Consider the following 20,616-nt stretch of genomic DNA (forward strand, 5'->3'; position numbering starts at 1 on the left):
TAATCCCCGGCAGGCCGGGGATTACTTATTTTTATATTCTTCCCTAATATCGTTAAAAACTCCTGCCCATACAGATGTGCTAAGTTTGTATTCAACATAATTTTCAGAAAGTTTACCCCTATCTCCAAAACCAATATAAGAAAGCTCGCTATTTAGCTTGTCAATATCATGGATGTTTAAACTTATTAATTCCACAATTAATCTGGAAATTACTTTTCTAAGATATGGAAGATAAATCCTTATTCTATCATATTTTTCACCAGTGGAGTGCGCAATAGCTGAACGTAAATCATATACATCACCAATATTTTTAAATACAATTTTACCGAGTTCGACATCACTAGCTAAAATTATTGCAATATTTCTGCGTATTCTGTAGGTCAACTCAGTTTTCCCATTTATAATACTCTCAAGAGCTATGCAGAGGCTAAGGTATTCCATGTCGCTAAAGCTTTGAAAAAAACTACTCAAATAGGCGTGGATAGTTTTTGTTAAATATGGAATCTTATTATAACGCTCAATATAAATGGGTATGAATTGATTTATACACTGAATTTCATGTTCGTAAAGAAATAAATAATTAGCAAATGTATCTTCACCTGTAGTTCTAAATTCGTAACTTAATATGCCACTAAGCCCTATTTTGTTACCTAAAAGTTGAAAGTCTATAATTCGCGCAATTGCTATATCAGAAGGGAATATAACTAAAAGAATGTCTCTAACTAGCCATAAATCTTCTTTTTTTACTGGTTTGGAGAAATTTATGGGCAACAAAACTTGTAGTCTATCATTATCTAAGTGTTCTTCTGAAATTCCTTTTATAACTCTTGCTATCTGCCCCTTATGATATTCTGTTTGTTTAACTAGCTTATTAAACTCTGCCGATTTAAACTTCATAAAGCGGAGATTTAACATTGAAAGGTCAAGTACATTCAAGTCGACAAAGCTACCTGTAAAAATTGCAATGTTGGTGTATATCCGTTCATTTTGTTCTAATTCTGTTCCTGTTTTATTCTTCTTCTGTGCGGCCATATATTAAATTATCATTGCATCTTGTTAAAAATCCATTTGACACTCAAATATACAATCACTATAAGAGCCACTAATAATTGAAGTAATGCACCTATAAATCCTAATGATGCGCTGGGAGAAAATGAAGGCTCATTTCTTAAGTGGTGGCTTCGGGAACTGTCAAGAATCTTACTTACCACAATATCATAATGTAAATTAGTGGTACTGGAGTTGTCCGTTTTATAAAATTTTTTATCCATTATTTAACTCATTAAGCAATTTAAAGATAGGATAAACCTCATATTTTTCCTAACTTTTTGTTAACTATATTTGTACTCTAAGTAAAAAATTTATACATGATTCTTACAGACATATTAAGAGATTCCAATTATAAATTAACGCAATTTTCTGCCGAACAAATTTTAGCTTTAGAAAATTCCATTTTCCTGAAAGAGGTTCGGGGAGTGCAGATGCCATACGTTAAATGCAGAGTACGTAAAAAAGATATAAGACTTACACCAGAGGAAGCTGTGAGGCAATTATATTTATCGGTCCTTACAGACGATTATGGTTATCCACTTGACAGGATGGAGCTAGAGTATGCAGTGAGTTTTGGACGTGAAAAGAAGCGAGCAGATATTGTAGTTTTTGACAAGCAAAATCCGACATCAATTTATATGATGGTAGAGCTTAAAAAACCAAAGCTAAAAGATGGTAAGGAACAACTTAAAAGTTATTGCAATGCTACTGGAGCACCAATAGGAATATGGAGTAACGGCGATAGTATATCTTACTATAATCGTAAAGACCCTAATTATTTTGAAGATATACCAAACATACCCAGGGCAACAGAGAAGCTTTCAGATGTACTTACTGAGCGTTGGACGATAGATGACCTTGTTAGAAAAGATAAGCTTGTTACAGAGCGTAAATCACTCAAGGATTTGATTCTTGAGATGGAGGATGAGGTTTTAGCTAACGCTGGTGTAGATGTATTCGAGGAACTGTTTAAACTTATTTTCACTAAGCTTTTTGACGAAATGGAAAGCGGACGTAATAAGAGCCGTGCGTTAGAATTTAGGAATTACGGTGATACTGAAACAGAATTGAAAGCAAAAATCCAATCAATATTTGACAGGGCAAAACAAAAGTGGGAAGGTGTATTTACAGATGATGCCAAGTTAATGCTGACACCTTCTCACTTGTCAGTGTGCGTATCATCATTGCAGGACGTCAAGTTATTTAATTCTAATCTAGATGTAGTTGATGAAGCTTTTGAATACCTCATTAATAAAAGTAGTAAGGGAGAAAAAGGACAATATTTTACACCCCGCTATGTAATTGATATGTGTGTTAAGATGCTTAACCCTCAACAGGAAGAAACAATAATTGATACTGCTGCGGGGAGTTGTGGTTTCCCAGTACACAGTATTTTTCATGTGTGGGAACAAATATTAAAAGAGAAAGGCCTGCCAAAGAGCCATTTATTCACCACCGAAGAAAAGCCAGCGGAGTGTATTGATTATGTTCAGAATAAGGTGTTTGCAATTGATTTTGACGAGAAAGCTGTGCGTGTGGCACGCACATTGAATTTGATTGCGGGTGACGGCCAAACGAATGTTTTACACCTCAACACACTCGACTGGGAGCGATGGGATGAGAAAATAGAGGATGAAGAATGGCAAGATACATATTTCGAGGGATGGAAAAAATTAAAAAAGCTCAGAACGGAAAAAGATAGTAATAGGGATTTTAAGTTTGATGTACTTATGGCTAATCCACCGTTTGCTGGAGATATTAAAGAGAGTAGAATATTGGCTAAGTATGAGTTAGGAAAAAAACCAAACGGTAAATACCAGTCATCTGTAGGGCGAGATATTTTGTTTATAGAGCGAAATTTAGACTTTCTCACGCCCGGAGGGCGTATGGCAGTAGTTTTGCCGCAAGGAAGATTTAATAATAGCTCAGACAAAGCCATACGCGATTTTATTGCGGAGCATTGTAGAATATTGGCAGTAGTAGGATTACATGGCAACGTATTTAAGCCACATACAGGAACTAAAACAAGCGTACTTTTTGTACAAAAGTGGGATGAGACATTATGCCCGAAAGTAGAGGATTACCCAATATTCTTTGCTACTATGCAGGAGCCTAGTAAGGATAATAGTGGAGAAAAAATATTTGTTAAAAAGAGAGATTTTCCAAAATCCTCTCAAATAACTGAAGTAGTAGATGAGGTTGCAGAACCAGTAGACCACTATGATGAGATACCAAAAGATTTAGATGAATACTTACTGGACACACACGGGCATCTTATCGTAAAACACGACTTATTTAATCACGATGGCTTAACGAAAGACGGAATTGCTGAGGCTTTTACAGAATTTGCTAAAAAAGAGAAATTGTCTTTTGTGGGAAAGTAGAAAGCCCTTTTAATTTAGCAAAGTATACAACTTTATTAGAAGGGCTAGAAATACAAGAAGTGAAGCTAAGGGATATTTCCGTTAATAATAATATTTTCCGTTATGATGCCGAATACTTTAGAAAAGAGCCATTAGCTTTATTAAAAAAAATACGTTCATACAAATATTTTTACATTGACGAAGAATTTGATGTGTCCAAGTTGGCGGGATTCGAATATACAAAATATTTCACACCATTAAATATGTCGAGTGATGATGGTTATGTGGCTTTAACAAGTAAAAATATTCAAAATGAAAGATTGTATTTAGATAGTTTTATCACAATTGATAAAAAAGTTTCTAATGCTAATCTTCTACGTTCAAAGCTTTTTAAATATGATGTTGTTTTGTCATATACAGGTGAATATAGAAGGGCTTTAACCTTGTTAAACAACGGATATCAATTAGGTCCCAATATATGTAGATTAAGACCTAGGAGAGATGTTGAACTAGCATTCTATGTTTCTACGTTTTTTAATTCTGCTATAGGCCAGCAAATTTTAGATAGAGAAAAAACTCTTTCCGCACAGCCTACAGTAGCAATGTCTCGTATACGAAGGATTCCTGTTCCAGAGCGTTCGAAAAAGTTTATGAAGCATTTAAAGCTCCTTATTGAGAAAGCTAACTCAACTATGGAAGATGCAAGTAGTAACTATAATAAATCTGAACTACTTTTTTTGAAAGAATTAGGTTTAATCGACTATAAACAAAACAATTATGCATACAATATCAAAAGTCTTAGCTCTAGCTTTGGGTCTACTGGTAGATTAGATGCAGAATATTACCAGAAAAAGTATGAGAATCTTATAAAAGCTTTAAAAGGAGTCGTCCACGATGAATTAGGTAATATAGTTGAAATTAAAAAATCTATAGAACCAGGTTCAGATTTTTATTCGGATGATGAAGGTGCTTTGCCATTCATGCGTGTTGCTGATTTTAATAGATTAGGGCTTATAAATCCCAGCAAGCGACTATCAACTAACTTTGTTGTAGAAAACGAGGAGTTAATTTATGAATTAATGCCTAAGGCAGGGACAATATTATTTTCTAAAGATGGCAGTGTAGGTACCGCATATTTACTAAGAGAAGATTTTAATGGTATCACGTCTAGTGCTATATTGCATCTTACTGTAAAAGACTCTGAGAAGGTTCTACCTGAATATTTAGCTTTAGCATTAAATTCTAAAGTGATTAAGATGCAGGCTGAGCGAGATGCTGGAGGGTCTATTATCTTGCACTGGCGAGTGAATGAAATTAAAAATGTTGTTGTACCTATAATAGACTACGAAAAGCAAAAAGAAATTGCAAGGTTGGTAGAAGAGAGCTTCAATTTAAAACAACAGAGTGAACAACTACTTGAAGTTGCTAAAAGAGCCGTTGAAATAGCTATCGAAGAAGATGAAGAAAAGGCACTAGAATATATAAACACAAATAATATTTACACAGATGCCAACTAGTACTGAAAACATCAGAAGATGGATTGAGCAATCCGACATTGATTATATTACGAATTTCATCAAGGCATGGATTCCATTTAACGCCTGGTATAACGCAAGCTATCCAACTCTAGATTCTGACAGGAAGAAAATTAACAAAATTAAAAAAGACTCTAATCCTGTAAGAAATGCTATAAATTCTTATATGGAGTCCGACTCTCAGGAGGGGCTTGAGTTTAGGAGTTATTTATCGTCATTACATTTCAATCTTCAGAACAGTCATTTAGAAAATAGCGAGGGGGTTATATCTTTTAATTCAATCATAAAAGAGAAAAATCCAAAAAACTTAATCGATAATGAAATTATAGGTCATAATAAATATTATTTAAGGAGGGTAGATGCTGGTCCACTAGGGGAAATTTCAGAAATACAAATTTTTCTTAAACGAAAGAATGATAATACTACTATTTTTAGTTATCGCCATGACACCTATGATTTAAATCATCTGCAAGCTCAACAGGCTTATATTGCTTTAAGTTATCCGCGAAAGGAGCAGCTTAGATTATATTTTAAACAGCTGGAGCCGATAATAGTAACCGATTTGGTGCAATATACATTAATTGAAAGCCCTAAAAATTACTATAAATGCGATTCATATAATTTTATAAGAGACATAAATAACACAAATTGTTATGCTATATTTGTGTGTAAGGGTTTAATTGAAACTTTATACCAATTAAGAAATATTCTCTTTCACGGCGAATTAATTCCTAATGTTGCCACGCAAAAAGTTTATAAAGAAGCTTATGCACTTTTAAAGCTAATTTTAGATAAAATTAGATAGTTTATATGTACCAGGGGCGCTTATGTTAGCACGTTACGGTACTTAATTTTTTTACTCCTCCACTAGGTTTTTTAGTCCTCATTCCCCCGTAATATTTGACATTAAACATATTTGCGGTCTGGTATCCTCGCTTTCAGGTGTGGTCCGGCGGAGCCGGTCACACCTCACATAGATATAAGCGTAAATTTTCCCAAAATTTCACAGTTCTTTATTTTACTGTAACATTTTGACACACTTCTCTGAGTGCTTAAAAAAATAAAATCAGCTAAATGTACCGCAGAAGCTACACTTTATAATTTTTTAGACTATTTAATTAGTAGATGCTTGATTGAAACCCTTGTATGGGGTTCTTGTATCTAGATAACAAGAGTACTAATATAAATAGTTATGAAGTATGAGAAGATGAATAAGTTTATTAAGACAACTGGAAAAAGTAGAACTACTATATATAGATTCTATGAGAAGAACCCTGAACTCAAAGAAGAAACAAAATTAAAGGGTAATAGGCGATATATACCCGAGGGCCATGCCAAGTATTTTGACAGTGAGAAGATGTTTGATGAGTACAAGACACTGGAACAACAAAATAAGAGTATGAGAAATTTGCTTGAGTGTTTAGCTGATAAAGATAGCTTTCCATCATTATTTTGGCATATGGACTGGAGCTTCTTTTATACTATCGCTTATAAAACCGAGCGTAATAAAAAAAGCTGTTTTAAAGTAATGACAGCAATGTATGAACATCTTCTGAATAAATTTGGTGAAGAGACGGGGTTAAGATTATTCTTCACAACTGAACAATTTACAAACCGCAAAGGATGTCATAGTCACTTTGTTATTCATGTTGATAACAAGAAACTCAAAGAGGCTATTGTAAATGAGATAGCGGTTTTCTTTGAATATGATAGAGTTGAGGTTAAGATTTATGATAGAAACCAGGCGGGAGTGTATTATATAGCTAAAGATGGTTTGCAGGGTGAAGATTGGGATTTTAGAAAAGATATAAGAAGGGAGGTTAGAGTTGAGAATTAAGGTTACGAGGCAACAATTCCAAATACTGTTAGATAATATGTGGATTTTAAAGAAGAAGAGGCTTGCGCTCCAAATGAGAGGTGAAACAGCAAAGAAGATTTTTAGTAAAGATAAATGAAGCTAGCCTTATAGTTAAACATCCTTATCGCTATACTTAATATCTTTCAAAAGTTCCTCAGCGGTAACATCTAATGCATTTGCTATTCGTAAGAGAAGATTAATGGTGATACCCTGTTCGTTTCTGAATAGACGTCTTATAGTTGATTCTCTACAATGTGAAGCTCTTGCAAATGCAGATTTATTGCCATCGAATTTGACTTTGAATAGATTGTAAATTCTTTGATTTAATTGCTGCTCTAATTGGTCCAATTCCTTCTGCATTTAACAAAGTAAGTGCACACAGCAAATAAATTTATTTACGAAACTCGCCTTATAAGGCGAAATGTTTATATTTGCTCATTAACTTAAGCATGTCATTATGAATAAAAAGGTTATTAGTTTTATATCGGGAGATATTGAGATTAGTGAGGACAGAATACTATTTCGCTCAATAGAAAAGAATGCACAACAGCAAATAAGTATTGAACGCTATAATATGGGAGGTGTAAATATTGAAGAGTTTAGCTATCTATCAATACGGCCGACACAAATAAGCCTGAGGATGCTACTTTTGGGAATAATCATAGCGATAATAGCAATGGTTATTAGTGTTGAACCTCTCTCGTTTTTAGGTGTAGTAATGATAATATTTGGGATTGTAATGTTTAATGTAGGGCTTTGGGTAGATGGCTTTTTAGGCACTAAAATAGCATATAATGTTTATTCTTATTTGTTTGCTTCAAAAGGCTATAAAGTTAGTATTCAAAATAATTCTGGCGGAGGACATATTGAATTTTACATTGCTCTAAATCAATTGAAAGAGGCTGAGCAACTTGATACTTTCAGGCTTAAGGAAAAGCCGGAAACGGCTTTTCCTTCAAATGGGCTGAATGATTTAGAGAAAATATCAGAGTTATTTAAAAGGGGAATCTTAACAGAAGAAGAGTTTATCCAAAAGAAAAAGCAGCTCTTGAATATATAGCTTCTTGTCACTAAGGCTTATATTGTGTATATTTGCTTTAATCTGATACTCGGTAAAGATTTATCTTTCAAGGTAACGTTGCCTTCGCACTGGGGTTAGTTTCAGAGAGTGCGGTAATACAAAAAGTTAATGCATTATGTTAATAGCCGTGAGGCAATGCAGATACTTGGTATTAAAAGCAAAACTACATTATTGAAGTATGAGGCTTTAGGTTTTATAAAACCTATAAGAGTTTTTAATACTAACAGAAAGCGGTACCATGTGAAACAACTGGAAAAACTTCTTAAGGGGTAGTTTCGATAAAAAAGGATAGCGATTAGGTTATCCTTTTTTATTAGGTAACGATTTTTTCTGCTGTATTTTCTGCCGTAAATAAAAACCCCTTAAATATCTTATTGACATTCAAGGGGTTAATTTAAAACTAGTGGTCCCACCTGGGCTCGAACCAGGGACCACCTGATTATGAGTCAGGTGCTCTAACCAACTGAGCTATAGGACCGCTTTTGAGGTTGCAATATTACTACTAATTTTCTTTTACTGCAAATAATTCTACAGGATAATTTACTGTTAAAATAAAAATGTTTTTAAGTGCTTGATAAGCAGTATGTTTTCAGTAATAGTTGTTGTAAAATGCATTATGTACTTAATTTCTCTTTAAGTTTTATTTAATATACCTATAAGATAATTAAAACATATAAAAGCCTTAGCTTTGAGTTTACTAACCTTTTAAAGTAAAATCATGAAGAAACATACAGTAAAAAGCATTTTGTGTATCGGCTTACTTGCAGCCGGTATAACACTAACATCATGTAAAGAAAAATCTCCGGAGGAGGTTACAGGCGTAGATCCTGTTCCTGAAACACTTGAGCCAATGGAGCCAAGTTATGATGACGGTACAGACACAATTATGACAGAGACTGATACCATTACCAAAGTAAATCGTGAGAACGACGATTTTGAGCTTCATAAACAAGTACCGTAAATAAACACATACAACCATGAGAAATAAAATAATTGCGCTGTTTGCACTTACATTATTATTCAGTATTACTGGCTGTAAAGACAATAAGCAGAATGATATGGAAGGAGATGAAACAGTTACAGAAACCGAGCTTGACAGTGTAAGTAATGTAGGCAGTGATGGCCTCGGACGTGAAATAGACACTGTAAGCGAAATTGAAAGGGATGTTAACGACAATCTTGATGAAGATGAGGTAACTCCGTAAAAAATATTATATGAAAAGAAGATTTTTATTTATAGCAATGTTTACTCTGGCGTTGAGCTGTTATTCGTGCAGGGACACAAAGCCCGGAGATAATGACAGTGACCCTGATTTAGGGATGACAACAGATTCTGTTTTTACCGATGAAGGCAGTAACGAAGGAGATACCAGCGGCGCCGATACAGGGCTTGATGGTGAATAATCAGTAAGCGACGGTAAGGATTTTGCTGGTTATTGGTACCCAGCGTTTGCCGTTGTGCTGAAGCAACCAAACTTCGGTTGTTTTAAACATTGCTTTATAGGCTTTGTCTTCATATAGTGGCCATGCCTTTTCATAATTTTCGCGGCTTAAATCACGATATGCAATAGTCATGTGTGGGTTAAAACTATGTGTAGCCTTGATTTCCGGATAATTGATTTTGAATGAATTGACGAGCTCTTTTTGTAGTATCCGTAATTCTTCAACTTCTTCGGGTTTAACATAAATTACAGGGTTATTACTGTTGTTGAAAGAACCAAACCCGTTGAGATTTATAGTAAAAGGAGAAACCGAAACAGGTGCATTTAAAAACCATCTGTTAAGATCTTCATGTTGCTCAGTGCTCAATTTAAAAGGCGGCAGCATTGTAATATGCGGCATAGACTTTAAGGCTTTGCTGCTGTTAAAGTTCTCAGCTATATCTTGCTTAAATGCAGTTATCTCTGCTGAAATATCATCAGGGGCAAGTATGGCAATAAAATACAGGTTGTCTTTCATAACAATAAAAATAACCTGTTTAAATTTAACTTCGGTATTAGTACCTTACAAAATGGGTGTTTTCGGTAATACTTTCTGTAATAGAAGTATATTTAGATTTCTCTCCTTCAGGTATCCCGTTCTTCAGTGCTTCCGTAAACTGAGCTAAATGATCGGTTTCCACATGGTCCATCACAACAATTTTATACCATTGGTTGTTTTTATCGTGCTTTTGAGGAACAAGGTTAAATCGCAGCGCAATTTCTTCCGGCACATATTCAGATTTTATAGTTACAATATTCATGTACGGCTCGCGGAAATATTCTATGCCCAACGCATCAAGCTCATTGCACAGCCAGTTTGTGCGCATGTGCAGCATGTTTACCTTTTCTGCCCAACCGTGTGGGCCATAAGTGGTGAGTATCATCCACACGGCAATAGCGTTGGCGCCCGACCTGCTTCCGCAAAGGGTTAAATCCATTCCCTCAACATATTCTGCTTCTTTAGTCAGTACATTTTCTATTAAGCCTTTCCTGCATATAAATATACCGGTACCATAAGGTGCCTGCAGCATCTTGTGTGCATCTATGGTAACCGAACTTATATCAGGATTTTCAAAATTAAGCTTGCTGCCTGTATTGCTGAACGGATAAACAAACCCGCCATAAGCACCATCAATGTGAAGTTTATAAGTAAGCCCGTATTTTCTGAGTAAATCGGTATAAACTTCAGCTTCATCTACAGAGCCAAACATGGTAGTGCCCATATTGGCCACCACTACAAAATATTTTTTACCTGCCATTCGTGCCGCCATTATCAATCCTTCAAGTGCTGTTTCATCTATGTAACGGCTACTGAAGTGTACCGGAGTTTTAATAAAATCAAGAAGCAGCAGGTTAGAACCTTTTGGAATTGAGTAATGGGTGTCTTCAGATGCAAGTATGGCTATCTCATCCGGTTTGGCACCGTATTCATTAATAAAATAATTTCGGTAAACCCACAATGCCTGTATATTTGCCTCTGTGCCACCGGGTGCTATGTAGCCGTCAAAACTGCCGGGTTGTGCTTTAAAGATATCGGTGGCAATTATATCGAGAACTTCACGCTCTATTTCCTGAGTTCCTTTAAATGCTTTTTCGGATGTGCCATAGGTGTGGCAGCCTATATGGTTGGGGTTGGCTACAAAAGTTTGTAATACCGGAGCATCTTTAAGAAAAGGGGCATCATCATAAAATACTTTACCGTCAAGTTTAGAGGCAGGATAGCCTAAAGAAGCATCTGTAGAAAAGTTAACGTTATCTTTCAGTGCGTTTTGTATGCGCACAAGGCGTTGCTCCCTTGTAAGTTTTTTCCAGTATTTCATAGTATTCTGCTTAATGTTTGATGCAAAGGAAATGCACTCGTCAGAAAAAAATTATGATTTTTATCATAATAGCTGCAACCTTTTTCATTTTTTTGCGTCTATATAATAGTTGCTTATCAAAAAGGTGTTAAAGTAGTTTCATCAATCAGGTAAAACGCAATACATATAATGACAAAATCCCGCCAATAAAATGGCAGGATTTGCGTTAATCAAATTGATAAGTAACGATAAGTTATTTAGGTTTAGTTTAGGATGCGGCCGTAATTAATTACGGCCGTATCTCTTTTAGCAATAGTGGTTTTTGGGATGCTTCTCCCGGCTTCAGGACATTCCTCTCGGGGGAAAGGAACTGAAATTTTAAACCCTTGGTTTTATCTCCGAGTGCTTGTAAAGCTGTCGTCTTTCTTTAGGCAACAAACTTTTGCATATGCCTGATATTTGTACTTTGTCAGGCTGCAGCACTATCGTATAGTCATTTTTGTTAAACAGCCCGTGTACAGAGAGGTGAACTGTTGTTTCTCCGTCTTCAGGCCTGCAAACCACCTGCCTGTCGGCAAATGTTTTTTTATTCTCAAATTCGTACCACAATGCGTTTTCAAAATTATAACGCAGTATTAAAGTGTTGTTGCTGTCTTGGTCTGTAAGATAGTTTACATCTACAAGTTTTACAGCTTTATCACGTTTTGGTATTACATTAAATGCACGCTTAACAACGCGCGCCCTGAATTTTAATTTTTCGAGTAGCGCCGGCATGGTTATTAGCTTAAATTAGTAAATAGTAATCGGGTGTATATGTACAGGCAATTTACAAAACCTGTAAGCTGATTTTACATGAAAATCGGCCTGTCTATATTTTGTCTATACAGATAGTTTTATTAATTACCTGATAAACAAATTTTTAGTGGATATAGTATCAAGGGTTGAGAGACTAATGATAGGGGAATTAAACAGTAAATCTTACAGAATTAAACAATGTATTATGCGGCTCTTTGCCTTTTATTTTAAAATTTGTTAAACAAATTTACTTCATTTAGTTTTTTCCTTCTTTTTCGTTGAGATACTTCCAGTATCGTTTTGGTACGTGCTGAATGTGAAGCTTCATGTTTTTACGGGCAGGAATATTTGTACTGTTAAAATAATCTTTCCATAGCATAGAGGCCAGCTCTTCTTTTTCATCTGTCAAAGACTCATGGAGCCTTGGTTTAGAAGTGTCCACTGCCGAAACAAATTCATACGTGATTTCGTTAACTTTTTGCAGGTCATAAAACAGGCCGTACTTACGGCGCACATCATAAATAATCCATTGCTGGTCGGCATACCTGTTTTTAAAGAAGCCTGCAATAAGCGGTAAAACATTAAAATCGGGCTCAACAGGTGCATAATAAATACCATCTGCAGTTTTCTGAAAACGGATAAAAGCCTTCATCCTGTGCCGCTCACGGCTTACCTTTTTTGCAGTCTGGGTTACGGCAATAACATGCTCATTTCCAAAATTGGCTTCAGCACCCGGTTTATTATCAAATATGTACAGGGCAAAATCAAACAATGCCTGAAAAGCCTGCGGCTGCTCCGAAAGGTAGGCGCAGTAATACGTGTTAACCCAGTCAGGCTGCAGCTTTTTCTTTAACCCCTGCCACACACGGTTTGCCTTAGCCTCATCACTAATAACCGTATGGCTTTCTTCCAGCATTTTAGGTTGGTAAAGCTTGTCCCAAATTAGTTGCACACGCTCCGGTTTCAACTCATAGTAATCAAAAACGGCGGTGAGCAATCCTTCAAAAGTACCGTCAAATATAAAAGTTACCATTAAAAAAGGCTTAACTGGGTTTGCGGGATTTTTAAGTATTTGCTGTTGCTTTCGGCCAGTATCAGGCTCTTGATATGATTTGCCTCCGGTTCATTAATTGCATAAGGGCTATTGGCACACCTTATAAAATGGCGGGCACGGTTATAAGCAATCCCTATCTTTTTAAGCTGGTCACTACGCAGCCTGCCAAACCTGCGCGCCTGTACTATTTTTTTTGCCGATGTAACGCCAATACCCGGCACCCGCAATATCATGTTATAGTCGGCAGTGTTTATATCTACAGGAAACTGATCCATGTTGCGCAATGCCCAGCTCAGCTTAGGGTCTATGTCAGTATCAAGGTGCGGGTTCTTTTCATTGAGTAGTTCCTTCACTTCAAAGCCATAAAAACGCATGAGCCAGTCGGTCTGATAGAGCCTGTTCTCGCGTAAAAGCGGTGGCTGGCTGCCAATAACCGGCATACGGCTGTCATAACTTATGGGTATATATCCTGAATAATATACCCTTTTTAAGCTATAATTTTTATAATACTGCGCGGCGCTGTGCATAATCTCCATATCGGTTTCGGGTGTAGCGCCAATAACCATTTGCGTGCTTTGCCCGGCAGGCACAAATTTCGGGACACGCTTTATAAGCCCTGTTTTCTTTTCATCTTTAAACTGGGTAATGGTATCCTGAATAAAGCCAAGCGGCTTTTTTACATCTTCGTGAGATTTATCTGGGGCAAGCAGTTTAAGCCCGCTTTCGGTGGGCATTTCAAGGTTAATGCTCATCCTGTCGGCATACAAACCCGCTTCTGTCAGCAGTTCAGGGCTTGCGCCGGGAATGGTTTTCAGGTGTATATAGCCGTTAAAGCGTTGCTCAATGCGCAGTTTTTTTACAATCTTAACCAGCCTCTCCATAGTAAAATCGGCATTTTTAAAGATGCCCGAACTTAAAAAAAGTCCTTCGATATAATTGCGGCGATAAAAATTCATGGTTAATTCCACTACTTCATCCACTGTAAAAGCGGCACGCTTTACATCGTTGCTTTTTCTGGATACACAAAAGGCACAGTCATAAATGCAATGGTTGGTAAGCAAAATTTTTAGTAATGATACACACCTTCCGTCTTCTGTGTAAGTATGGCATATACCATTGCTGCTATCGCCTATGCCTTTATTATCGTTTTTACGATTACCGCCACTGCTTGAGCATGATACATCATATTTTGCCGCATCGGCAAGTATTGTAAGCTTTTCTCTCAACCTCTCCCACATACAAAGATTATTTTCAACAAAAATAAGAAAAAAATCATAAGTAACTATACCTTAATAATTTATTAAAACGTATAAATGGGGGTTTTTTGTTATTTAGCTGTTTAATTGCAACAGTGGTCGATTTTAACATTAAAACCTACCCATTAGTGGGTAATTTCGCAAGTATTTAGGTTTAAATTAATAAGGAGCAATCCGAAATGTGTTTGAATCCGTAAGAATAAGTTAAAATATTACAAAAAAAAATTGTATATTGTAGTAAATGATATTTAATAATGTTAATTTAAGTCTATAAAAGCAATAGTTACAGGTATATAGATAGTTTTAGTTTTAGTTTTATATTTGCGCTTCTTTTTAAGGTGCTGTAAATTAAGTTTTTAACGTTGATGGGGGAAAACGCTAAAAATCTCCCGATGTATATATAAAAGGTGTATAGCTGATATGAAAAGAAATTTACTGCTTTTGGCACTGCTGGCATTTACAGTTGGTGCTTTTTCTCAGGGTATAACGGTAACCCCGCACCCTGTAAACAATCCTGCTGCAACCACGCAACTGGTAACCAATTATCTGCTTAATCCGCAGGATGCCTGCTTGGCACAAATTTCTAATGTTACAAAAAGTACAGGAACAAACTTTGGCTATTCGGCCGGTAACGGTATAGGTACGTTCACTTATTCCGGTTCTGCCTTTCCAATGTCAGGAGGTTTGGTGCTTACTTCGGGTAACGCCGTTGCCGCACAGGGGCCAAACAACAGTACATCGAGTTTCTCCTCTCCGGCATGGGCAGGCGATGCAAACATTAGTGCAACTATGGGCATTAACTCAAAAAATGCCACAATACTGGAGTTTGATTTTGTACCTGCCACAAGCAACTTTTCAGCAAGCTATATTTTTGCGTCTGAAGAGTATGGTACCTACCAGTGTGAATCGAACGATGGCTTTGCAATGTACCTTACCAATGTTACGGCAGGCACACCGGCTGTAAATGTGGCAACACTGCCAACATCTCAGCCTGTATCAATCAATACAATAAAAGATGTTATCAATAACTCTGCCTGCCCTTCTGTAAACCCACAATATTTTGGAGCGTTTTACGGGGGAGGTAACGCGGCTGCCGCACCTATCAATTTTGAAGGGCGCTCAGTACTTATAACTTCTACCGCAACACTTATACCCGGCAACACATATCACCTTAAAATAGTTATTGCTGATGACGGTGGTGCCGACGGCACGGACGGCGAATATGATTCTGCGGTATTTTTCCCGCAGGGAAGCCTTAACCTGGGCCAGGAGCTATTAGGGCTCGACCTTACGTTGGCTAACAATACAGCCCTTTGTACGGGCGATAGCTTTACACTTGATACCGGGCTGCAGCCAAATGCAGCACAATACAGTTTTGCCTGGACAAGAAACAGTAACCCTATACCGGGTGGTGCTGTGCTTACCGATAACCTGCCGGGCAATTATGCAGTTACTGTTACCAGGACTGCCGATGGCTGTACAAGCACACAATCTATTCTTATAGAATATGCACCGCAGATAACCCCTAATGCGCCGAATGACTTGTTTGCGTGCGAAAATGGGTCAGGTACATATACTTATAACCTTGCGCTTAATACACCTGTGATTAAGCAGGGGCTTAACCCTGCAACCGTGGTTTCATACCACGCTACGTCAGATGACGCAATTGGTGGGGTAGGAGCTTTAGGCAATACCTACACCGGCCCTGCCAATACAACAATATATGTAAGGGTTAAGAGCCATAACAGCAGCTGCTTTGTAGTTGACTCTTTTCAGTTATTAACTGCACCTGTACCTACCGCCACACAGCCTAACAACATGGTGCAGTGCGAAAGTGCTGAAGGTTCAGGAGAGGCTATTTTTAACCTTACCCTGCAAAATGGTACTATACTGGGTACTCAGCCTGTTAATGAGAATACCATCCTTTACTTTACTTTTCAGGCTGCAGCCGAAGACGGCTCTGCCCCGATAGAATTTCCTGAGAGCTATACCGGAACCAGCCAGACTATTTATGCAAGGGTGCAACGCAACTTTGACCCCGGCTGTTTTACCATAACAATGTTTGACCTTATTGTTGTGCCGCTTCCGGTGCTTACCCAGCCTGATGATGTTACGGCATGTAATACTTATACATTGCCTGCGCTTACCACGGGTAATTATTTTACCGGTACAGGCGGTACAGGCACCCAGCTAAATGCGGGCGACGCTATAACTACAAGCCAGACCATTTACATATTTGCTACCAACACACAGGGCAGTACAAGCTGCTCTAACCAGGTTAGCTTCAACGTAGAGGTAATTACGGCTGCATCGGCACCGGCAAACGTTACTGCATGCCAATCTTACACACTGCCTGCATTGCCTGCCGGACAATTTTATTATAACGGCCCGGGCGGAACAGGCGGACAGATAGCCGCAGGAACTGCTATAACGGCAACACAAACTATATATTTTTATATACCGGCTGCGGCAGAATGTACAGAAAACAGTTCTTTCACAGTAACAATCAATACACCTCCTGTTGTAAACGATCCGGCAGATGTTAACGAGTGTTCTCCTTATACATTACCTGCATTGCCGGCGGGGCAAAACTATTATACAGGTACAGGTGCTACAGGTACTCAGCTTGCTGCAGGAACGGTTATAAGTACAACACAAACACTATTTGTGTATGCTGCAAGTCCTGTAGATCCTTCGTGCTTTACCGAGCAGAGCTTTACTGTAACAATAAGTAATATACAGGTTGATGATTTAGCTGACGTTACCCGTTGCGGTAACTATACATTGCCTGCTTTACCTGCCGGACAAAACTATTATACAGGTCCGGGTGGTACAGGCACAGTGATACCTGCATCTACACAAATTACTACATCGCAAACCATATATATATATTCGGTTAGCCCGGTTAACCCTAACTGTACAGATGAAGAAAGTTTTACAGTAACCATAAATCCGCTTCCTGTTCTTGCGGCTATACCAAATGTTTCGGCGTGCGATAGCTATACATTACCAAACACGCTTCCGTCTTATGCCAATTATTATACAGGGGCAAACGGTACAGGAACAATATTACCCGCAGGTACGGTATTAACAACAACACAAACCGTATATGCTTATGCTGTATCGCCAAACGGGTGTACCAGGCAGCGTACTTTTACAGTAACAATAATAAATATAGATGCCATTACACCGGATGACCAGGAGGTATGCGGAAGCTACCAGCTGCCTGCGCTTCCTGTGGGTAACTACTTTACAGGGCCGGGCGGTACAGGTACACAGCTAACACCCGGAGCAAACGTTACAACCTCTCAGACTATATATGTATACGTACAGTCTAACACTACACCTATTTGTACAGCCGAGAGTAGTTTTGAGGTTACGGTAAACCCGCTTCCTGTACTTGCAGCAATACCTGCGGTAATAGCATGCGGTAGCTATACTTTACCAAATACACTTCCGTCTTATGCGCAGTATTATTCAGCGCCGGGAGGGCCAAACGGTTCAGGAACTGTACTTAATCCGGGAACTGTAATAACAACCTCAGGCCCGGTTTACGCTTATGCAACATCACCAAACGGGTGCACCAGGCAGCGAACCATAAATATCACTATTATAAATGGTTCTATAGCCCCTGCTAATGTTTCGGCGTGCGGCGGCTATACACTACCGCAACTGCCACTGGGTAATTATTATACAGGCCCTGCCGGTACAGGTACCCAAATTGCACCGGGCACTCAAATAACAACAACACAAACTATATACACTTATGTAGCGGTTACCTCTGGTGCTAACTGTACCGATGATGATAGTTTTACGGTAACTATAGAAAATGCTCCTGTTGCAGATGACCCTGTTAATGTACAGTCTTGTGTTCCTTATGCGCTTCCTGCACTTAACAATGGTAACTATTATACAGGACCGGGTGGTACAGGTACACAGCTTGCTGCCGGAACAGTAATATCAAATTCCCAGACACTATATGTGTACAGCAGCAACCCTAATTTCCCTGACTGTTTTATACAAAATGCATTTTATATAAATATCAGCGATTTTGAGCTTGATCAGCCTGCCGACCAGCTTGTGTGCGGCGGTTACACACTTCCGGCTCTTGAAATAGGTAACTATTATACTGCCCCGGGCGGAACGGGTACTATGCTTAATGCAGGAGACTTTATCGATACAGATCAGACAATTTATATATATGCTACATCAAATACACCTCCTATCTGTACGGATGAGGTTAGCTTTGATGTGGAAATTAAACCTGCACCGGCTATTGATACGCCGCCAAACGTAGGTTCTTGCGGAACATATACGCTGCCGGCACTTACGGTGGGTAATTACTATACTGCCCCCGGCGGAACAGGTACCCAGCTTTTTGCAGGCCAGGTAATCAGTACTACTATGGATATTTATGTGTATGCCGAAACAGGCGGAACGCCAAACTGTGCGGCAGAACACATGTTTACAGTATTTATTAATCCGCAGGCCCCGGTTAACGTTACTGTTTGCGGAAGCTACACACTTCCGTTGCTTCCGGTGGGTGAGTACCGCACAGGCCCTGCAGGTACAGGAACACTCCTTAGCGCAGGTGATGTAATTACTACCACGCAGGATATTTATGTGTATATACCTTTAACTACAGTGCCAAACTGTACAGATAACAACTTCTTTACCGTTACGGTAAACCAATATCCAATATTAGACCCTGTTCCGGTGCTTCAGCCGCTTTGCGATTCATATATACTGCCTGAAATTACTGTAGGTAACTACTACACAGGCCCGGGCGGTACAGGTACGCTGTTAAATGCGGGTGAGCTTATTACATCTACCCAGACAATATATGTTTATGCCGAAACAGGCACTAACCCTAACTGTACGGTAGAAGAAAGTTTCGAGGTTATAATATTTAATACACCTATACCTGATGCCCGTTCTACAGTTGAGCGTTGCGACAGCTACACGCTTACAGAGCTTGTGGTAGGAAATTATTATGGGCTTCCGGGCGGCCCTAACGCTCCGGGCCAACAGGCTTACTTTGCGGGTGATGTAATTACAGAGTCGATGACAATGTATATTTATGCAGAGTCGGCCACCACGCCTAATTGTTTTGCTGAAAACAGCTTTGAAATAGATATTTATACCATTACGGCTGACAACCCTGAAGATGGTGCGGTTTCTGCCTGCGACAGCTATACATTACCCGAACTTGAAATCGGCGATTACTATACGCTTCCGGGCGGTCCGGATACCCCGGGGCAGGTACTGCTTGAGGCAGGAGATGTTATAACAGCCTCTCAAACGCTGTATGTATATGCAGAGCTTGGCGGGCGTGTTAACTGTAATGATGAAAATGTTTTTGAAATTACCATATTTGACACGCCACAGGTAGATAATACCCAGGGTAATGTTGAAGTATGTTTTCAATATCAGCTTCCGGCGTTAACAGTAGGTAACTACTACACAGGGCCTATGGGAACAGGCACTATGCTTAGCGCAGGAGATGTGCTTACAAGTTCACAAACTGTTTATATATATGCCGCAACTGGTGATGATGAGGTAACCTGCTTTACACAACACAGCTATGTGGTAACGGTTTATAGTATATCGGTTCCTGAAATAGCAGATTTTTATGCTTGCGAAAGTTATGTGTTGCCACAACTAGCGGTAGGTAATTATTACACCGGCCCTGGCGGCACAGGCACTATGCTGGCTGCCGGCACTCCGATAGTTACAACTACTACTATATACATTTATGCAGAAACAAACACGATACCGGTTTGTACAGATGAGAGCGATTTTACTGTAAGCGTTGTATATCCGCCCACGTTTACACAGCCGGCACCTTTAACAACTTGTGGTATTAACGATCAGGGGAATGGTATATTCAACCTTCAGCCTGCTATGCAGGAAGCGCTTGGAGCACAGCCAAACGTAACGGTTAGTATACACGAAACACTTACAGATGCCGAGTTTAATAACGACCCGATACCAAATCCCGGAGCATACTATAATATTGTTGCCCTAAACCAGACAGTATATATAAGGCTGCAAAATAATTTAGCACCAACATGCTACACAGTGGTACCGCTGGAGCTTATAGTTAACCCACGTCCGCAGGCCACAACACCTGATGATTACGAGCTATGCGATAACGGCATCAGCGATACCGACGGCATTGCCATCTTCGACCTAACCAGCGTGGAAGATGAAGTACTGGGCAACCTTAGCCCGGCCTTCTTTACCGTAAGCTACTACGAAACCCTTGGCGCCGCCCAGCTCGGCACCACCCCGATAACTGCGCCCGGCAGCTACAGCAGCCAGACCCGCACCATCTTTGTAAG

The 20,616-nt window shown here is 38.8% G+C and carries 16 protein-coding genes and 1 tRNA gene; 9 read left to right on the forward strand and 8 right to left on the reverse strand.

Annotated features, from left to right (window positions below):
* Positions 1 to 21 precede the first annotated feature (21 nt).
* The gene (locus KJK34_RS13970) at positions 22 to 1,032 is read right to left on the reverse strand and encodes a HEPN domain-containing protein (RefSeq protein ID WP_223054513.1); all 1,011 of its coding nucleotides are present in this window, start codon (positions 1,030 to 1,032) and stop codon (positions 22 to 24) included.
* Between the two features lie 335 nt (positions 1,033 to 1,367).
* On the opposite strand from KJK34_RS13970, the gene KJK34_RS13975 reads away from it, so the two are divergent.
* The 4 genes from KJK34_RS13975 to KJK34_RS13990 all read left to right on the forward strand — a co-directional run bounded on the left by KJK34_RS13975 (position 1,368) and on the right by KJK34_RS13990 (position 6,785).
* A complete protein-coding gene (locus KJK34_RS13975) occupies positions 1,368 to 3,434 on the forward strand; it encodes a type I restriction-modification system subunit M (RefSeq protein ID WP_223054514.1) in 2,067 nt (688 codons plus the stop codon).
* A gap of 59 nt (positions 3,435 to 3,493) precedes the next feature.
* The gene (locus KJK34_RS15330; protein WP_223054515.1) at positions 3,494 to 4,930 is read left to right on the forward strand and encodes a restriction endonuclease subunit S; all 1,437 of its coding nucleotides are present in this window, start codon (positions 3,494 to 3,496) and stop codon (positions 4,928 to 4,930) included.
* Positions 4,920 to 5,753, forward strand: coding sequence for a hypothetical protein (locus KJK34_RS13985; RefSeq protein WP_223054516.1), 834 nt, complete (start codon positions 4,920 to 4,922; stop codon positions 5,751 to 5,753). The genes KJK34_RS15330 and KJK34_RS13985 overlap by 11 nt, the downstream gene beginning before the upstream one ends.
* Positions 5,754 to 6,140: 387 nt before the next feature.
* Positions 6,141 to 6,785, forward strand: coding sequence for a hypothetical protein (locus KJK34_RS13990; protein ID WP_223054517.1), 645 nt, complete (start codon positions 6,141 to 6,143; stop codon positions 6,783 to 6,785).
* Positions 6,786 to 6,917: 132 nt separating this feature from the next.
* Here KJK34_RS13990 and KJK34_RS13995 read toward each other — a convergent pair whose 3' ends face one another.
* A complete protein-coding gene (locus KJK34_RS13995; RefSeq protein WP_223054518.1) occupies positions 6,918 to 7,166 on the reverse strand; it encodes a helix-turn-helix domain-containing protein in 249 nt (82 codons plus the stop codon).
* 97 nt (positions 7,167 to 7,263) lie between these two features.
* Between KJK34_RS13995 and KJK34_RS14000 the strand changes: the two genes are divergently transcribed.
* Complete coding sequence (locus KJK34_RS14000; RefSeq protein WP_223054519.1) at positions 7,264 to 7,866, forward strand: SHOCT domain-containing protein; 603 nt, start codon at positions 7,264 to 7,266, stop codon at positions 7,864 to 7,866.
* Between the two features lie 425 nt (positions 7,867 to 8,291).
* On the opposite strand, the gene KJK34_RS14005 is transcribed toward KJK34_RS14000, so the two are convergent.
* Positions 8,292 to 8,365: transfer RNA gene (locus KJK34_RS14005), tRNA-Ile, on the reverse strand.
* Positions 8,366 to 8,605: 240 nt separating this feature from the next.
* Between KJK34_RS14005 and KJK34_RS14010 the strand changes: the two genes are divergently transcribed.
* From KJK34_RS14010 to KJK34_RS14020, 3 genes are read left to right on the forward strand one after another with little or no spacing between them, the layout of a single operon-like run.
* The gene (locus KJK34_RS14010; RefSeq protein ID WP_223054520.1) at positions 8,606 to 8,848 is read left to right on the forward strand and encodes a hypothetical protein; all 243 of its coding nucleotides are present in this window, start codon (positions 8,606 to 8,608) and stop codon (positions 8,846 to 8,848) included.
* 16 nt (positions 8,849 to 8,864) lie between these two features.
* Positions 8,865 to 9,092: a hypothetical protein gene (locus tag KJK34_RS14015; protein WP_223054521.1), complete on the forward strand. Its 228-nt coding sequence runs from the start codon at positions 8,865 to 8,867 to the stop codon at positions 9,090 to 9,092.
* 10 nt (positions 9,093 to 9,102) lie between these two features.
* Positions 9,103 to 9,291, forward strand: coding sequence for a hypothetical protein (locus tag KJK34_RS14020; protein ID WP_223054522.1), 189 nt, complete (start codon positions 9,103 to 9,105; stop codon positions 9,289 to 9,291).
* On the opposite strand, the gene KJK34_RS14025 is transcribed toward KJK34_RS14020, so the two are convergent.
* The 5 genes from KJK34_RS14025 to KJK34_RS14045 form a co-directional block, all read right to left on the reverse strand.
* Positions 9,292 to 9,846, reverse strand: coding sequence for a 2'-5' RNA ligase family protein (locus tag KJK34_RS14025; protein ID WP_223054523.1), 555 nt, complete (start codon positions 9,844 to 9,846; stop codon positions 9,292 to 9,294).
* A 37-nt stretch (positions 9,847 to 9,883) separates the two neighbouring features.
* A complete protein-coding gene (locus KJK34_RS14030) occupies positions 9,884 to 11,188 on the reverse strand; it encodes a pyridoxal phosphate-dependent decarboxylase family protein (RefSeq protein WP_223054524.1) in 1,305 nt (434 codons plus the stop codon).
* 357 nt (positions 11,189 to 11,545) lie between these two features.
* Entirely contained in the window at positions 11,546 to 11,941 is a 396-nt protein-coding gene (locus tag KJK34_RS14035; protein WP_223054525.1) for a hypothetical protein, read from the reverse strand.
* Positions 11,942 to 12,218: 277 nt separating this feature from the next.
* The gene (locus tag KJK34_RS14040; RefSeq protein WP_223054526.1) at positions 12,219 to 12,995 is read right to left on the reverse strand and encodes a TIGR03915 family putative DNA repair protein; all 777 of its coding nucleotides are present in this window, start codon (positions 12,993 to 12,995) and stop codon (positions 12,219 to 12,221) included.
* Positions 12,995 to 14,254, reverse strand: coding sequence for a putative DNA modification/repair radical SAM protein (locus KJK34_RS14045; RefSeq protein WP_223054527.1), 1,260 nt, complete (start codon positions 14,252 to 14,254; stop codon positions 12,995 to 12,997). The genes KJK34_RS14040 and KJK34_RS14045 overlap by 1 nt, the downstream gene beginning before the upstream one ends.
* Positions 14,255 to 14,692: 438 nt before the next feature.
* On the opposite strand from KJK34_RS14045, the gene KJK34_RS14050 reads away from it, so the two are divergent.
* Positions 14,693 to 20,616, forward strand: a 5,924-nt coding sequence (locus KJK34_RS14050) for an FIDD domain-containing protein (protein ID WP_223054528.1), incomplete at its 3' end; no start/stop codon positions are given.

Source organism: Flavobacterium coralii, assembly GCF_019891545.1.
In the GTDB taxonomy this organism is placed as follows: Bacteria; Bacteroidota; Bacteroidia; order Flavobacteriales; family Flavobacteriaceae; genus Flavobacterium; species Flavobacterium coralii.

Excerpts from the sequence above, each read along its gene's own strand:
- KJK34_RS13985 (WP_223054516.1), top strand. The coding sequence starts at position 4,920 with ATGCCAACTAGTACTGAAAACATCAGAAGATGGATTGAGCAATCCGAC.
- KJK34_RS13970 (WP_223054513.1), bottom strand. The coding sequence starts at position 1,032 with ATGGCCGCACAGAAGAAGAATAAAACAGGAACAGAATTAGAACAAAAT.
- KJK34_RS14035 (WP_223054525.1), bottom strand. The coding sequence starts at position 11,941 with ATGCCGGCGCTACTCGAAAAATTAAAATTCAGGGCGCGCGTTGTTAAG.
- KJK34_RS14030 (WP_223054524.1), bottom strand. The coding sequence starts at position 11,188 with ATGAAATACTGGAAAAAACTTACAAGGGAGCAACGCCTTGTGCGCATA.
- KJK34_RS13995 (WP_223054518.1), bottom strand. The coding sequence starts at position 7,166 with ATGCAGAAGGAATTGGACCAATTAGAGCAGCAATTAAATCAAAGAATT.
- KJK34_RS14025 (WP_223054523.1), bottom strand. The coding sequence starts at position 9,846 with ATGAAAGACAACCTGTATTTTATTGCCATACTTGCCCCTGATGATATT.
- KJK34_RS14015 (WP_223054521.1), top strand. The coding sequence starts at position 8,865 with ATGAGAAATAAAATAATTGCGCTGTTTGCACTTACATTATTATTCAGT.
- KJK34_RS13975 (WP_223054514.1), top strand. The coding sequence starts at position 1,368 with ATGATTCTTACAGACATATTAAGAGATTCCAATTATAAATTAACGCAA.
- KJK34_RS14040 (WP_223054526.1), bottom strand. The coding sequence starts at position 12,995 with ATGGTAACTTTTATATTTGACGGTACTTTTGAAGGATTGCTCACCGCC.
- KJK34_RS14010 (WP_223054520.1), top strand. The coding sequence starts at position 8,606 with ATGAAGAAACATACAGTAAAAAGCATTTTGTGTATCGGCTTACTTGCA.
- KJK34_RS14000 (WP_223054519.1), top strand. The coding sequence starts at position 7,264 with ATGAATAAAAAGGTTATTAGTTTTATATCGGGAGATATTGAGATTAGT.
- KJK34_RS14020 (WP_223054522.1), top strand. The coding sequence starts at position 9,103 with ATGAAAAGAAGATTTTTATTTATAGCAATGTTTACTCTGGCGTTGAGC.
- KJK34_RS14045 (WP_223054527.1), bottom strand. The coding sequence starts at position 14,254 with ATGTGGGAGAGGTTGAGAGAAAAGCTTACAATACTTGCCGATGCGGCA.
- KJK34_RS13990 (WP_223054517.1), top strand. The coding sequence starts at position 6,141 with ATGAAGTATGAGAAGATGAATAAGTTTATTAAGACAACTGGAAAAAGT.